The organism is Bradyrhizobium sp. ISRA442 (assembly GCF_038085055.1).
Lineage (GTDB): Bacteria > Pseudomonadota > Alphaproteobacteria > Rhizobiales > Xanthobacteraceae > Bradyrhizobium.
On record NZ_JALGCN010000012.1, the window covers coordinates 111,814 to 126,032 of the forward strand.

Consider the following 14,219-nt stretch of genomic DNA (forward strand, 5'->3'; position numbering starts at 1 on the left):
TCGCCGGCGCGTCCGGAACTGGATGCTGCCATGGCACCGAAACATCACCCGACGCCCCTCTCCGGAGGAGACCGCAAGGCGCTCGCCAAGGAGCTCGGCCGGGCACGCGCGATGACGACGATCCTCGCAGGACAGGCCGCCGAAGCCCGGGCTCAAGGCGAAGCTCTCATTCGCCAGGCCGACAAGTTGCTCGGCGAATCCTGGAACGAACGCATGTGGGCGGATGGCGGGCCCATCGAGCCATCACCGACGGTCGACCAAGCCATCAACGGCGGCTTCGTCTCGCTCGAGATCGAATGCCCGCGGTGCAAGACCCGACGGGACGTCGACTTGGCAGCGCTGCGTCATCCGTCGACCACATTTATCCACGACTTGGCCAGCCGGCTACGCTGCAGCAAATGTGCTAAGGCCGGCCGTCGGCCGTCCGCCACGCTGCTGCAACTGATGTCGCGGCCCCGCCCAACCGCTCCGGAGAGCTGATCGTGTGCAATCTCTTCTCGATGACAAAAAACGTCGACGCGATCCGTCGCCTGTTCGGCGCGCTGAACTGCAGCGTCGGCAACTTGCCATCGATGCCAGGCATTTTTCCCGACTACCCTGCACCGATCGTGCGCAACGGTGCTGAGGGACGCGAGATCGCCATGGCACGCTGGGGCATGCCGAGCTCGCAGCGGGCCCTCATGGACGCGACCAAGAAGCGCGCGGAGAAACTGCAGGCCAAGGGCAAGACCGTCGATTTCAAGGAATTGCTCCGGATGGAGCCGGACGGCGGCACGACGAACATCAGGAATGTCAGCAGCGCTCACTGGAAGCGATGGCTCGGACCGGAGCATCGCTGCCTGGTGCCGTTCACGTCGTTTTCCGAGTACGACACGATCGACGGCAAGAAAATGCCGGTCTGGTTCGCGCTGGACGAGACGCGACCTCTGATCGCATTTGCCGGGCTGTGGACCAATTGGACCAGTGTGCGCAAGGCGAAGGAAGGCGAGATCACCACCGACGTCTTCGGATTCCTCACCTGCGAGCCGAACGCGGAGGTCAAGCCCGTCCACCCCAAGGCGATGCCGGTGATCCTGGCGACGGCGGAGGAGTACGATGTCTGGCTCCGCGCCCCTTGGGACGAGGCGAAGTCGCTGCAGCGGCCCCTCCCGGACGGCGCGCTGCGGATCGTCGCCACCGGCGAGAAGGAAGACCCGGCACTCGCCGCGTGAGCGAGGCCCCTTGGCGGCAAGCTGCCGCCAAATTGGAGTTCGCGGCTGTACACAGGCCGGCGGAACACGTGGACAAGCGGCGGCTCCAGCGATTTCGAATCCCTGCCCTGTGCTAACCGCCGGGAACGACACGGACGGCACAAGGATTCGTCCCGGCGGGAGCGATCTCGATGCTGATGACGAAACAGAGAAGACCGGCGATCCGGACGCTGCGCGGCTGGGCAACCTCCGTGCTGCAGGAAGTCGGCGCTATCCGCGAATGCGAGGAGCACGGCTGGATGCAGGATCGCGCCGACCCGCACGCCCGCGATCGCGCTTATGATATCGCTCGTCGGGATCCACCGGCAGGCGTTTCTCCCGACGAAGCCACAGATGCGATCACAGAGCTCTTGGATTCGGTCGGCGATACCTGCCCCGAGTGTCCGCCCAACGACTTGGTCTAGCTGCGACGGCTGGACGGCGAACGTCTATAATCCAGGGATGGTCCGGTCCGATTCAGAGCAAGGCGACTCGAACGCGCCTCACCGCAAGATCATCCATATCGACATGGATGCGTTCTATGCGTCGGTGGAACAGCGCGATAATCCCGACTTGCGCGGAAAGCCGGTCGCGGTGGGCGGCTCGGCAGAGCGCGGGGTCGTGGCGGCCGCGAGCTACGAAGCCCGCAAATTTGGGGTGCGCTCTGCGATGCCCTCGGTGACCGCGAAGCGACAATGTCCCGACCTGATCTTCGTCCGGCCGCGCTTCGAGATCTACAAGGCGATCAGCCGGCAAATCCGCGAGATCTTCGCCGAGCACACAACGATCATCGAACCTCTGTCGCTCGACGAGGCCTATCTCGACGTCACCGAAAACCTTCAAGGCATCCCGCTCGCCAGGGACATCGCGTTGCGCATCCGTGAGAAGATCAAGGCGGAGACCGGCCTCAACGCCTCGGCCGGCATCTCCTACAACAAATTTCTGGCGAAGCTCGCTTCCGATCACCGCAAGCCAAATGGTCAGTTCGTCATCTCGCCTGAGATGGGGCCGGTCTTCGTCGAGACGCTTCCAGTAGGTAAATTCCACGGGATCGGCCCGGCGACGAGTGCGAAGATGAACGCTCTGGGCATATTCACCGGTCTCGACATGCGTAACCAGACGCTGCAGTTCATGAACGCGAACTTCGGCAAGTCGGGCGCCTACTACTATTGGATTTCGCGCGGCCTCGACGAACGGCCTGTTCGAGCCAACCGCACCCGGAAATCCGTCGGCGCGGAGAATACGTTCTCGACCGACCTTACCGAAGCCGAGGCCATGATCGCCGAGCTTGAACCGCTGATCGACAAGGTCTGGCGACACTGCGAATCGGTCGGCACGCGTGGACGAACGGTGACGCTCAAAGTGAAGTTTGCCGACTTCGAGATCATCACCCGCAGCCGGTCCGTCTCTTCGGCTGTGGCCAACCGCGATGGCCTCGCCGAAGTGGCCATCGGCCTGCCGCAGGACAACATGCCTTTTCCGAAGCCGGTTCGGCTTTTGGGGGTGTCACTGTCTTCCTTGCAGGTCGGAAATGGTGCGGAGCCACAACTGGATTTCGGGCTTTGATCCGGAATAGATTCACGACGGTCGCCAAACCTACTGCGCATTGTCCGAGGGATAGTAAGAATCGAATGCTCGAAGCTGATTTAACTTTGGCCGCGATGGCCGAAAGGTTGGCCAAATCTGCTGACTACCGCGTCCTTCGGCGCTTGGTTCACCGCGAGCCTTCCACTCGGATCACAGGTCAAAGCACCAAGACAGCCATCCTGCTCGACGTGGAGACGACCGGCCTAGACCAGCAGAAGGACGAGATCATCGAGCTCGGAATGGTCAAGTTCGACTACCTACCCGATGGTCGTATTGCCGGGCTCCGGGATGTCTTCTCGTCATTCAATGAGCCAGCCGAGCCGATCCCGCCAGATGTAATCGCACTCACCGGGATTACGAACGAGATGGTCGCGGGCCATCGGATAGACGAGGAAGCGGTATCATCGTTCGCAGAAGATGCCGTGATCGTCATCGCCCACAATGCCGGATTCGACCGCAAATTTGCCGAGCGCTATTGGCCGATATTTCAGCGCAAAGCTTGGGGGTGTTCGGCGACCGAGATCGAATGGCGAAAGCACGGTTTCGAGGGCTCGCGTCTCGGTTACCTGCTGAACGACGTTGGTCTCTTTCACCAAGCTCACAGGGCGGTTGACGATTGCTACGCCCTCCTCGAGATCCTTGCGTTTGAACTGTCGACAGCCGGCGCGCCGGCGCTCAGATCCTGCTCGAGCAGGCTCGCAAAAAGACGATGCGAGTGTGGGCCGAGCAGTCGCCGTTCGAGCTCAAAACGCGCTCAAGCGGCGCGGCTATCGTTGGAGCGACGGCAGCGATGGCAGGCCGAGGTCATGGTACGCCGACATCGACGAAAGCAAGCTGGACGACGAAATTGCGTTTCTCAAGGCCGAGATCTATCTCCGCGACATCGAGCCGCGCTTGCAGATCCTCACGGCGTTCGACCGATTTTCCGTACGTGCATAGCCAACTGGCCGGCTGCAAGCCGGGCTCCGGCGAGCGCCGCGCGGCCGACGCCTCAGGCGGCTCCGGAGAGAGTGCGTCGCCTCCTCCTCATGCTAAACTAGCGCCAGCATCGCATGGCCGGCGAATGCGCCCGGCAGGCGCCTCACCGTGAGATCAGACGATGAAAGAGGCTATCGATACATCGCCTTCGCGTCGCCAAGTGTTGCGGCTGGCGGCCATGGTTACCGCATCTGTCGTGGCTCCGAAGGCCGTGAGCGCCGAAGAAACTCTAAAGCGGGACGTCAGCAACTCCTACGTCCCCGCTGATGGCGTCTCGACCTTCGAGAGCGTCTGGCAGACTGTACGTGATCACTTTTACGATCCGCGTCACAGCGGACTGGACTGGCCGGCAGTCCGGGAGCGATATCTTGCGGACGTTCAACAGGCAACTTCCCAGGCATCTCTGGCGCGCATCATCAATACCATGCTGTCTGAGTTGCGCGCTTCGCACACGCGTTTCTATACGCGGGATGAGCCCGAATATTATCAACTTGCAGAAATCTTTGCAGGCGCACTGCGACGCCGGGGACTGCAGCGTGCGTTTCCAGACGGCCGCGTATCGTACCCTGGTATAGGCGTCATTTCGCGTCTCGAGACGTCTGGCCGTAACGCGATCATCGCCGTCATTGACGGAACGCCGGCTCAGCAGGCGGGCCTCCGTGCTGGAGATGAGATAGTTGCGGCTGACGGGACGGCATTTGAGCCGGTCGGCTCATTCCGTGGGAAGGTGGGCGAGTCGGTTGTCTTGGAGGTGCAGCGGGGCGCCGCGGCAGCGCAAATCCCGGTCAGGCCGGTCGATCTCGAGCCCACGAAAATGTTCCTTCGTGGGTTGGAGTCGAGTGCGCGGATCATTGAATCCAACGGACGACGCATCGGCTATGTCCATGTTTGGTGCTATGCCGGCTACGTCTATCAACGCGCTCTTGAACGCCTGCTGTCGCAAGGTACGCTAAAGGACGCGGACGCGCTGATCTGGGACTTGCGGGATGGCTGGGGCGGCGCACAGCCCGAATATCTCGACCTGTTCAACGCCAAGGCGCCAACAATGCAGGTCACCGACCGAAGCGGCACGAGCGAATTCGAAAATGTGAAGTGGCGCAAGCCGGTTGCGATGCTCATCAACGGCGGTACGCGCAGCGGCAAGGAGGTCCTTGCCTATGGTTTCAAGAAGTACCGCTTGGGCGAGCTCATCGGCACCCGGACAGAGGGCGCGGTCCTTGCCGCCACCGCATTCCTCATCGGAAGCGGCTTGCTGCTACTCGCAGTTGAAGACGTCCGGATCGATGGCGAGCGCCTGGAGGGCGTGGGTGTGACGCCGACGATCGAGGTCCAGGCCGGAGCCACCGCCGGATCGGACGACCTCCAATTAAGCCGTGCAGTCGCGGTTCTATCCGGGACATGATCCGGGCGCTTTACTCATTGGCAAAGCGAAGCCAACGCGAGACAGCAATTGGAGGCGCGTCTCGGTTCGCCGGCGCAGGCTTGTGTTAGCTCAGATCGCTCTTGATGAGCCCCAGCGCGTGCCGTCAGGACGATCCAGCCTCTTGATGCAGCTCGCCACCCCGCATCAAGCGGCGGGCGATGTCGGCTGTCTGCAGTGCCGCGCGTTCAGTCGGTGAATGCGCCGCCAGATAGCGGGCAACCGCGATGAGGATGTGCCGGCGTGCGTTGGTGCCGTCCCACGCGCCGAATTGCCGGACGGCCGCCTCAAGCATCTGATACGCATGAAAGCCGGCATCTTCGCGCAGCACTGCATGCGCGAGCGTGGCGATCAGCGCCTGCGGCGAATGGCCGAGCGTGAGATGCCGTGCCACTAGGCGTGCCGCAAGATCGACCTGTCGCTGCCGGTCGAAGGCGTCGAGCAAGGCGGCGCCGATCGTCTCTGGATCCGCAGGCAGATCATCGAGCTGCTCGCCGCCATCGCCCGGGATGCGCGCCGGCGGCACATTGAGATAGCGAGCAAGGTAAAGCGCCATCGCTCCGTGCAATACGCCGCGGACGGCCGTGACGTGCGTGTCGATGTTGGCAGTCCCGATTCGCGTCAGCATCTGGTGGACTGCGTTGGCGTAGGTGAAGACGTGATGCGCCGTCTCCCAGTCGGCGTGCTCGTTGGCATTGCCGAAGCGCGCCACCCTGAGCGCGGCCGCGTATGCGAGGGATTGGCCAAGGTCCACAGGAGCGGCACCGGCGCGGATGGCCTGCTTGAGCGCATCAACGATCCTGGCCGGATCGTCACCGAGCAGCTCCAAAGCAAGTGCGGCGTGACCCGACCAGTCACGCAAGCCGCGCCCGGCAGCGAACAGGTCCGCAAATTCGCCGGTTGATTCCTCACACAACGCAACAAGGTCGACGGGCTGGCGCCAGGCCGTCGATTCCTCGGCGCCGCGGGCCGCCACCATCTGACCGACGATAGTCGGCAGCAGAGCCGCCGCGTGTTGCCAGCCGATCAGGTCGAGGCACTCGAAAGCCTTGTTGATGAAATCGAGCGAGTGGCCGGTGTCAGCGAACACGTGCTCGGTCGCGGCAGCGAGCAGGGCATCAGCGAGTTCAGCCGGGGAGAAGCCGGCCGCATTCGCCGTGATCAGGGTGCGCTCGGCCGCCTCGCGATGCCGCACCTTTGTCCAACGCCGCAGCCAGCGTTTGAGCGTCGCCGGATCCGGCCGGCTGCCAAGCGGCGCGCGTTCCCGCCGCGGCGCCTCGCCATCGCAGTCCGCCGCCACGCGGCGGGCGCCGTGGAAGAGCGCGAGATAGGCTTCCTCCTCCGGCAGGACAGGCTGGAGATTGGCGAGTGCCGTAAGGATCGTCAGACCCACGCCCCAGCCGTCGCGATTTTGCGCCCCGAACAGCGCCACCTGCCGGACGATTGCGGCGTGCGGTACGCCGGCCGCGAGCTGACCGTGGATGGCCTTGGCAATGACGAGGCCGAGGTCGTGGTCGAGACCGTCCGCAAGCCGCTGCCGCCAGTGCGCGGCGGGATCGGTATGAGTGAAGGTGGTATTCACCCAGACGTCACCATTGCGTACCTCGACCGCGCAGATCGGCACGTCGTCCGCCCACAGATCGAAGGTGCAGCCGCTTTCAAGATCGAACCGAGCGTGGTGCCAGTGACAGGTCAAGATGCCGTCCTCGACGCTGCCGCGCCCGAGGGGAAAGCCCATATGTGGGCACCGATTGTCGAGGGCGAAGACGCGCCCGCGGTCGTAGATGACGAGGATCGGACGATGGGCACCGTGCACAACGAGCCGCCCCTTGATCTTCAGCTCCTCAAGGCTGCCCGCCAGAGCAAATTCCTTGCTGGGCGCGTCCATGAGCATACCTCCCATTGTCGCTTTGGGGCTGCTGCAGGTACTCCACAACATAGGGATCCTCTCGTGCTAAGGCGAGAGGATGCCGTGGATCGGGCTTGCAAGAGGTTCCTGATTTTATTGACGTTCTAAAGCTTGCGCGGCAATCCCTCCCTCTCCGCCATATCGAGGAACTTGAGGCTTTGTGTTCCTAGCTCAGCTGAGCTGAACGTCAGCACGCGCCGTTGAGCTGAACCGCGAGGGCTCATTCCTTCAGCAGCCGACATGACCATGCACGTCGAAAAGCGGCTCATGCTCGGATGTAGGGGCAGAGGGTACCATCACGCCGCCGAAGGCTCGGCAAGGGCCAGGCTGCGAAGATAGTCCGCAGCCTTCGATGCTTGGCTGCACGCCGTAAAGACTGCCCGTTTGTCAGCCTTCAAAAGCTCAATCCAAGAGCCGATATACCCCGCGCTCCGTAGGTCCCCGTCAAAGCCAAATTCCGCACACAGGAACGCTGCGCACAACTCGGCGATCAGTTCCTCGGCCGCGTAATTGCGTGAGCCGAAACGGTTCTTCAAATCTCGATCGAGACGCGACTTGTGTGCCGTCCAATGAGTCAATTCGTGGAATGCCACGTTGTAAAAGTGATCGGCGCCCTTGAAAGCCTCAAATGCGGGCATCGAGATAAAATCGCGGCTCGGCACATAGAAAGCTTCGCCGTGTCCTTCGCGGATGTCGGCTCCAGTTGAGTGCAAGAATGCGTCGGCGAGTTCGTCGCGCGCGTCAGGATTGCGAGCTCGCATCGGCTTTGCTGTATTGATGCTATCGGGAAGGTTTTCGCATTGGTCAACATTGAAGACCGTGTACTCACGCATCATCGGCACTAAGCGCGTTGCAGAGTTATCGTCCGACTCCTTATCGTGAACCTGATGTTGCTTCACGAAATACACCTTCGTACCGTGCTCGCCCCTGCACACGTTGCCGCCCAACTCCGCGGCCTGTTTGAATGTCAGAAAGCGAGGCGTGCGATAGCCGGCCGTCTGTGCCATCCACAACAACAAGACGTTGCTTCCTGAGTAAGGTCGATTGGTCACTGCGTTGCATGGCGTGTTCATGCCTGCTGTTGCAGACCATGGCTTAACCCAAGGGGCGGCACCGGCTTCTAGCTCTGCAACAATGCGCGTCGATACTTCTGCGTAGAGATCACGTTTCATAGCCCGCCTCGCTCGCTGTTATGGCTGACGCGATCACGATTGGCCGCGCGCCATAGCCGCGTTGGGCAAAGCTTCTTTCTACGGTCTCACAAATTACTCCTAGCCCCATGGCCAAGCCCCCCCGTCTCGCGTGTCGACAGAGGGTGCGGAGAAATATCTCTGGGTCCAAAGAGAACTCAAAGGGGCGAGCAGCCGGGGCCCATTCGGAAGCGACGGGAACGAGCTAGATGTCGAAGCCGATGGCGTCTATACCGCCGTCCAACTATGTGCATCTGGATCCATGGCGACCGCCGACCACCGGTGCGTTGCGTGCCTAACGGCGATGGCAGTTGCGTAGTCAACTAGGAATTCTGGCGGTCCTTGCCCTCGGGACAGCAAATGGGTTCGTTGTCGCAGCCCTTGTCGCCCTCGTTTAGTGGGCGAGGAGAGTGGACGGCCATCGCAAGTCAAACCATCCGCGAAAACCCGTCCCTGCTCGGCGGAACATCGGTCTTTGCCGGTTCATAGATCCGAGCTTCGCACTATCGCCGCCTCTCGTGCCTGGCGCCTGTGTTCTCATCGCGCGACAGCCGGCCGACTTTCGGCGTCGTCGCGGCAGGAATGTTCCAGGCCTCCAGTATTCAGGGTGCTTCGGAGGTTTGCGACTTCGGCACAAATATAGTATACCCCCCTATGTCCACCTTCCGGAGCCTTAAAGATGCACACCGTTCGCGGAAAATCCAAGCTGCTGGGTCGTGTCCGCCGCATCCGCGGGCAGGTTGAAGCGATCGAACGAGCGCTCGATCAGGAAATCGGGTGTGCCGACGTGTTGCAGCTCATTGCGTCTGTGCGCGGCGCGATCAACGGGCTGATGGCCGAGGTGATGGAAGACCATGTCCGCGGACACATCCTTGCGGCCGAGAATGATGCCCAGCGGCGCCACGGCTCCGAGGAGCTCCTTGAGGTGGTTCGCGCCTACCTGAAATAAGTAAGGGAGAAATCGCATGGCTTTGCAGGACAGCCTGCGTCCGATCCTCCGGCGATCGTCAGAGGAACACACAGGTCCTCGCGACGCTGGCCACGCAGCGGAGCAGGATCTGCACGATCCGCACCCCCACGAAGATGATCACGATCATGGGCATGAGCATGCGTTCGAGTGGCCCGAAGCGGTTCGCATTGCGATTGTCGCTCTCGCCGCCGGTGCGGTGTGGTTTCGGGTCTGGGAGCCTTACCCCGCCGTCAGCGTCATCGGAGTGCTGGGTTTAGCGATCGGCGGATGGCCGATCTTGAAGGAAGCGTTCGAGAACATCGTCGAGCGCCGCATGACGATGGAATTATCGATGACGATTGCCATCGTCGCAGCGGCCGCAATCGGCGAATTCTTCACGGCGCTTGTCATCGCCCTGTTCGTGCTGGTTGCCGAGGTACTGGAGGGGATGACGGTCGGTCGCGGACGCAAGGCAATCCGCGATCTTCTGGAATTTCTGCCGCGCGAGGTCTCGGTACGCCGCGCCGGCTCGATCCGCTTAGTCGGGGCAGAGGCGGTGATGGTCGGGGACGCCGTCTTGGTCGCGCCGGGCGGCCGGATTCCAGTGGACGGCATTGTGCTTGATGGCCATTCATTCGTCGATGAATCCCGCATCACCGGCGAATCCATGCCGGTGGAGAAGACGGCCGGTGTCCGGGTCTTCGCGGGCTCGATCAACCAGTCGGGCGCGCTCGAAATCAGTGTCGAGCGGATCGGCCGCGATACCAGCTACGGCCAAATCATCGACGCCGTCGAGCGTGCTGAAAAATCCCGTGCCCCTGTGCAACGCCTCGCCGATCGCTTGGCGGGGTATCTGGTCTATTTCGCGCTCGGCTCGGCTGTGCTTACCTTTGCGTTCACGCGCGACATGCGTTCGACCATCTCGGTTGTCATCGTCGCCGGCGCCTGCGGCATCGCGGCTGGTACGCCGCTTGCGATTCTTGGAGCCATTGGCCGGGCCGCTCGTCTTGGCGCGATTGTCAAAGGAGGCATCCACCTGGAAACGCTCGGGCGTGTCGATACCGTCGTGTTCGACAAGACGGGAACGCTCACGCTCGGCAAGCCGGATGTACAGCAGGTCATGCCCGCGCAGGGAACCTCGGCCAACGCAGTTCTCGCGGTTGCAGCTGCGGCCGAACTGAGATCGGAACACCCCTTGGGCAGGGCGATCGTCGCGTATGCCCGCAGGCAGGGGTGCGACATCGCGGAGCCGAGCAGCTTCGCTTACATACCGGGACGTGGAATTCTCGCGAGGGTCAACGATCACGTCGTTCTTGTCGGTAATCAGGCCTTGCTCGCGGATAACGGTGTCAAGGTTCAAGGCTCGGCGGCTGGCGACGCAGAGGCGGGAGCGGAAGTTTTCGTTGCGCAAGACGGATGCTTGGTCGGCTCGATCGTTGTGGCGGATACCGTTCGTCCGGAGGCGCAGCGTGCGGTCGCGACCCTACATGGCATGAATATCAAGACGGTGCTTTTGAGCGGAGACACACGCCGCGTCGCGTCTGCGGTCGGCGCCAAGCTCGGTGTTGAGGAGATCGAGGCGGAACTTCTTCCCGAGGAGAAACTGTCGCGCATTCGCAAGCTGGTTGCGCAAGATCGCGTGGTCGCGATGGTCGGTGACGGCATAAACGATGCGCCGGCGCTTGCCGAAGCGAGTGTCGGGATAGCCATGGGCTCCGGCACCGATGTGGCGCGGGAAAGTGCAGACGTCGTTCTGCTCGGCAATGATCTGGCTCGCCTGGCCGAGACCCTCGCGCTCGCCAAGCAGACGAGGGGCATCATTTGGCAGAATTTCGCGGGAACCCTGATCGTCGACACGCTCGGCATCGGCCTGGCAGCGATAGGCGTTTTGGGCCCGCTCCTCGCCGCCTTCATCCACGTAGCTTCGGAGCTTGTGTTCATTCTCAATTCCACCCGCTTGTTGCCGGGGCGGGATCCCAGGTAGCTCCGTCAAAGGCCGTCGCGGACAAGAGCAAGGACCAGGTCGAAACAAGGATGAACCGCACCAAGTTGTGTGGTTCTTTGCGAGTTCGCATCGCGGGGAGCTCGATGGAACGCCGAATTGATTGTCGTTGGGAAGGAGCAACAGTCACGATCGGGATGGAGGAGGGCGGCAATGGGTCATCTGTCGTGCTCTTGCCCGCTCTAAGTTCGATTTCGACGCGCGCGGAGATGCGCCCGCTCTTTGACCGGCTAAGGTCGGACTTCCACGTAACCATGGTCGACTGGCCAGGGTTTGGCGACCTGCCGCGCCCGCGGACCGATTGGTCGCCCGATGCACTCTCCGCATTTCTCAATTGGGTTTTGAGCGGGATTTTACCGGGATCGCACACTCTCATCGCGGCCGGCCACGCTGCAACCTACGCGCTGTACCACGCCGTTCATCGTCCCGAATCGACCAACTGTCTCGTATTGATCGCGCCGACATGGCGAGGACCGCTCCCGACCATGATAGGAGCCTATCGGCCGTGGTTTGCTCGCGTGAGGACAGCTCTTGATCTGCCGATTGTTGGGGAGTTGCTGTATCGGCTCAATGTGAGCCAGTTGGTTTTGAGAAAGATGGCGCGCGAGCACGTCTATAGTGACCCGGAATGGCTCTCAGGCGATCGCCTCTTGGCCAAACTCGCCGTCGTGCGGGCCCCCGGAGCACGGCACGCTTCGGTACGGTTTGTCAGCGGGTATTTGGATCGGGTCACGAGCCGCGATGGCTTTGTCAGCCTGGCGCAGAACGCGGATAAGCGGACGCTGGTCGTTTACGGGGATGAGATCCCTGCGCGCTCGCGCGCCGAAATCGCCTCACTGGCAGCTCTGCCGAATGTTCAGATCAAGCGCTTGCCCAAAGGCAAACTGGCTCTCCATGAAGAATTTCCTGATGAAGTCGTTTCCGTCATCCGACCATTTCTTTTCGAGAGAGCAGCGAGCGGAGTCTGATTACGACTTCGACCAAGTTTCGGCAGGTTAATCCATGTTTGACGCGCGCCTTCATGGGCTCACAATGTCTCTGACCTGCGCGTTGCGGGGCAGCGATCCATTCCTTTAGGATGAATCGTAGCCGGACCGCGCATGCGAGGCCGTGCAGTGCTGAGTTGAATATGCTCTAAGCTCTCCGGCCAGACGATGCTGCCAAAATCGCTGTGCCCCAGACACGAGAGAAGGACGCGCGTCGGCCTGAAGTCACGAGCCGCCTCGTCGGGCCATCTGGCAGCTAGGCCATTGTCAGCGGTCCATGATCGTCACAATGACCGTTGTGTGGATGATGAAGTCGCCCGTTGACAAGGTAGTCGATGTGATCCCCGTGAGGGACTGCCTCATGCCCGCAGCCCGGTCCGTGAGTATGATCGGCGCAGGCGATGTTTGGCGTGCAATGCACAGGGTTGGTTTCGTCAACTGCGATCACATGCTCATCAACAAGATCTCCATGCATGTGGTGCAAATGACCGTCGTGCAGGTAATCAGTGTGGCCTTCGTGCCGAACGGCCGTATGCCCACAGCCAGGACCGTGCTGATGGGAATGGTTGGCATGTTGCGTTTCAGCCGTCATAGTTTTCCCTCCGATCGAGATGGCCTAGAAATCGGTTAGTCCAACGATAACTCCCGCTGCTTGGCTTCGTTGCGTCAGCCAAAGGGAACTTTGATGGCCACTGAGGTGACGCTCGCGACTGAACAGAAGGAATTGGAACGGCTCAAAGCCGGACACTCCGGCGCCGCGCCCGAAAGGCGCGCGCCGCCGGCCGCAACATGCCGGCCGGTCGCGCAAGGCGGCGCGAACGCGCCGTTGGCACCATGATCGTTCGCCTTTTGTTAAACCGCGCGGGCAACCTGATTAGGACCGAGGTGACGAAAAGGGCGGTACCGTCGAAGGATGAACGGTCACTCCAATACGTAAACGAGCGAATTTACCGTTCCTTGCAAATCGGCGTTGGCTGTTGCGCCGGTGCCGGATGATCCTTCTTGTATTGAGCCAGGACTGGCTCGAGGGTTTCCTTTGGCCAAAATTTCGGAGCGCGGATTTCGTTCAAACAGGAAGCGTTCCAATATAGTCCCACGCTGGATAGCGAGCGGCCCGCCGCCACTGCTCGCGCGACGGCTTCGATGTCGGCAGCGTCAGGATAGATGTAAAGCGTCGTCGGATTATCCTTCACCATTGCGATGATTTGGCCGGCATCCGATGGCGACCAACTGGTGCAGCCGTTGCTGCGGCCGCCAGTGTAATCCTCCAGTGTTCCAAAAGGAACGTATCCGTCGTGGTTTGCGTACGGACTGCGTGGATCCTTTCGAAGACAGACGTTCCTCAACAACTCGGCCGGATGCCCGCCGATCTCGCGCTGTCGGGCATTTGCGGTCTCGCCCTCGCCATCAAACTGAACAAACGAGCGTACCAGAACTGCGTCTTGTTTCGCCGAGATACGGTAGTAGCCTTTGAAAGACGTCTTTGTCTCGCCGGTTACATAGGCCCCACCAGTCGTCAGAGTTGAATCCATCGCATTGCCGAAGTTCTTCGCGCAGCGTCTTCCGTTCGCGAAATCCGCGACGCCTTTCAAATCGCGACCGGCGCCGTGACCCGCCGAAATTGCACGAAACGATCGCTCGGATTCGCAGATAACGTAGAACCGACGCCCCAATTTGCCGCCGCCTAAATCGTTTGGACGCGTCGCGTCCATCGAAAAAAAGCAGGGATTTTTAACCGCGCCTTGGTTCACTTTTTGCTGGTAAAGTGTGCGGGCCCTTTGCAGGACCACTTCTGCAATTTGACCTTCGCCTTCGCCGACACGGGTCCTCAGCCAAGCCGGAACATCCGATGATTGCTGCGTAGCAAAAGACCTTGGCGCCGCCGATAAAGCGATGGCGATAGTGAACACGCCGCAGATCAGAAGGACGGACCTGGACCGCACCGGATTAATTCTCCTGTTCCGAACCG

The 14,219-nt window shown here is 61.4% G+C and carries 14 protein-coding genes; 11 read left to right on the forward strand and 3 right to left on the reverse strand.

Going from position 1 to position 14,219, the window contains the following annotated elements; genetic code table 11:
• Positions 1-30 precede the first annotated feature (30 nt).
• The 6 genes from MTR72_RS24585 to MTR72_RS24610 all read left to right on the forward strand — a co-directional run bounded on the left by MTR72_RS24585 (position 31) and on the right by MTR72_RS24610 (position 5,196).
• Entirely contained in the window at positions 31-480 is a 450-nt protein-coding gene (locus MTR72_RS24585; protein WP_341511300.1) for a hypothetical protein, read from the forward strand.
• Positions 481-482: 2 nt separating this feature from the next.
• A complete protein-coding gene (locus MTR72_RS24590; RefSeq protein ID WP_341511301.1) occupies positions 483-1,211 on the forward strand; it encodes an SOS response-associated peptidase in 729 nt (242 codons plus the stop codon).
• Positions 1,212-1,381: 170 nt separating this feature from the next.
• Entirely contained in the window at positions 1,382-1,654 is a 273-nt protein-coding gene (locus tag MTR72_RS24595) for a hypothetical protein (RefSeq protein ID WP_341511302.1), read from the forward strand.
• A 37-nt stretch (positions 1,655-1,691) separates the two neighbouring features.
• Positions 1,692-2,795: a DNA polymerase IV gene (dinB, locus tag MTR72_RS24600; protein ID WP_341511303.1), complete on the forward strand. Its 1,104-nt coding sequence runs from the start codon at positions 1,692-1,694 to the stop codon at positions 2,793-2,795.
• A 65-nt stretch (positions 2,796-2,860) separates the two neighbouring features.
• Entirely contained in the window at positions 2,861-3,856 is a 996-nt protein-coding gene (locus tag MTR72_RS24605; protein ID WP_341511304.1) for a 3'-5' exonuclease, read from the forward strand.
• A gap of 59 nt (positions 3,857-3,915) precedes the next feature.
• Positions 3,916-5,196, forward strand: coding sequence for a S41 family peptidase (locus tag MTR72_RS24610; protein WP_341511305.1), 1,281 nt, complete (start codon positions 3,916-3,918; stop codon positions 5,194-5,196).
• A 124-nt stretch (positions 5,197-5,320) separates the two neighbouring features.
• Here the strand turns inward: MTR72_RS24610 and MTR72_RS24615 are convergent, their stop codons facing one another.
• Together MTR72_RS24615 and MTR72_RS24620 are read right to left on the reverse strand one after the other, a co-directional pair.
• The gene (locus tag MTR72_RS24615; protein ID WP_341511306.1) at positions 5,321-7,102 is read right to left on the reverse strand and encodes a Rieske (2Fe-2S) protein; all 1,782 of its coding nucleotides are present in this window, start codon (positions 7,100-7,102) and stop codon (positions 5,321-5,323) included.
• 317 nt (positions 7,103-7,419) lie between these two features.
• Positions 7,420-8,295 carry an ArdC family protein gene (locus MTR72_RS24620; RefSeq protein ID WP_341511307.1) on the reverse strand — a complete coding sequence of 292 codons (876 nt, stop codon included), beginning with the start codon at positions 8,293-8,295 and terminating at the stop codon, positions 7,420-7,422.
• 697 nt (positions 8,296-8,992) lie between these two features.
• Between MTR72_RS24620 and MTR72_RS24625 the strand changes: the two genes are divergently transcribed.
• The 5 genes from MTR72_RS24625 (at position 8,993) to MTR72_RS24645 (ending at position 13,088) form a co-directional block, all read left to right on the forward strand.
• Positions 8,993-9,262, forward strand: a complete 270-nt coding sequence (locus MTR72_RS24625; RefSeq protein ID WP_130229661.1) for a metal/formaldehyde-sensitive transcriptional repressor — start codon at positions 8,993-8,995, stop codon at positions 9,260-9,262.
• A 16-nt stretch (positions 9,263-9,278) separates the two neighbouring features.
• Positions 9,279-11,246: a heavy metal translocating P-type ATPase gene (locus MTR72_RS24630; protein WP_341511308.1), complete on the forward strand. Its 1,968-nt coding sequence runs from the start codon at positions 9,279-9,281 to the stop codon at positions 11,244-11,246.
• Positions 11,247-11,296: 50 nt separating this feature from the next.
• Positions 11,297-12,232: an alpha/beta fold hydrolase gene (locus MTR72_RS24635; RefSeq protein WP_341511309.1), complete on the forward strand. Its 936-nt coding sequence runs from the start codon at positions 11,297-11,299 to the stop codon at positions 12,230-12,232.
• A 295-nt stretch (positions 12,233-12,527) separates the two neighbouring features.
• Positions 12,528-12,881, forward strand: a complete 354-nt coding sequence (locus tag MTR72_RS24640) for a hypothetical protein (protein ID WP_341511310.1) — start codon at positions 12,528-12,530, stop codon at positions 12,879-12,881.
• 54 nt (positions 12,882-12,935) lie between these two features.
• A complete protein-coding gene (locus MTR72_RS24645) occupies positions 12,936-13,088 on the forward strand; it encodes a hypothetical protein (RefSeq protein WP_341511311.1) in 153 nt (50 codons plus the stop codon).
• A 109-nt stretch (positions 13,089-13,197) separates the two neighbouring features.
• Here MTR72_RS24645 and MTR72_RS24650 read toward each other — a convergent pair whose 3' ends face one another.
• Positions 13,198-14,193, reverse strand: coding sequence for a hypothetical protein (locus MTR72_RS24650; RefSeq protein ID WP_445819631.1), 996 nt, complete (start codon positions 14,191-14,193; stop codon positions 13,198-13,200).
• Positions 14,194-14,219: the final 26 nt, after the last annotated feature.

What these genes read in the sequence shown, in the direction of transcription:
- MTR72_RS24605 (WP_341511304.1), top strand. Translation starts at nt 2,861, where the DNA reads ATGCTCGAAGCTGATTTAACTTTGGCCGCGATGGCCGAAAGGTTGGCC.
- MTR72_RS24620 (WP_341511307.1), bottom strand. Translation starts at nt 8,295, where the DNA reads ATGAAACGTGATCTCTACGCAGAAGTATCGACGCGCATTGTTGCAGAG.
- MTR72_RS24610 (WP_341511305.1), top strand. Translation starts at nt 3,916, where the DNA reads ATGAAAGAGGCTATCGATACATCGCCTTCGCGTCGCCAAGTGTTGCGG.
- MTR72_RS24585 (WP_341511300.1), top strand. Translation starts at nt 31, where the DNA reads ATGGCACCGAAACATCACCCGACGCCCCTCTCCGGAGGAGACCGCAAG.
- MTR72_RS24630 (WP_341511308.1), top strand. Translation starts at nt 9,279, where the DNA reads ATGGCTTTGCAGGACAGCCTGCGTCCGATCCTCCGGCGATCGTCAGAG.
- MTR72_RS24635 (WP_341511309.1), top strand. Translation starts at nt 11,297, where the DNA reads ATGAACCGCACCAAGTTGTGTGGTTCTTTGCGAGTTCGCATCGCGGGG.
- dinB (WP_341511303.1), top strand. Translation starts at nt 1,692, where the DNA reads ATGGTCCGGTCCGATTCAGAGCAAGGCGACTCGAACGCGCCTCACCGC.
- MTR72_RS24625 (WP_130229661.1), top strand. Translation starts at nt 8,993, where the DNA reads ATGCACACCGTTCGCGGAAAATCCAAGCTGCTGGGTCGTGTCCGCCGC.
- MTR72_RS24615 (WP_341511306.1), bottom strand. Translation starts at nt 7,102, where the DNA reads ATGGACGCGCCCAGCAAGGAATTTGCTCTGGCGGGCAGCCTTGAGGAG.
- MTR72_RS24640 (WP_341511310.1), top strand. Translation starts at nt 12,528, where the DNA reads ATGATCGTCACAATGACCGTTGTGTGGATGATGAAGTCGCCCGTTGAC.
- MTR72_RS24595 (WP_341511302.1), top strand. Translation starts at nt 1,382, where the DNA reads ATGCTGATGACGAAACAGAGAAGACCGGCGATCCGGACGCTGCGCGGC.
- MTR72_RS24645 (WP_341511311.1), top strand. Translation starts at nt 12,936, where the DNA reads ATGGCCACTGAGGTGACGCTCGCGACTGAACAGAAGGAATTGGAACGG.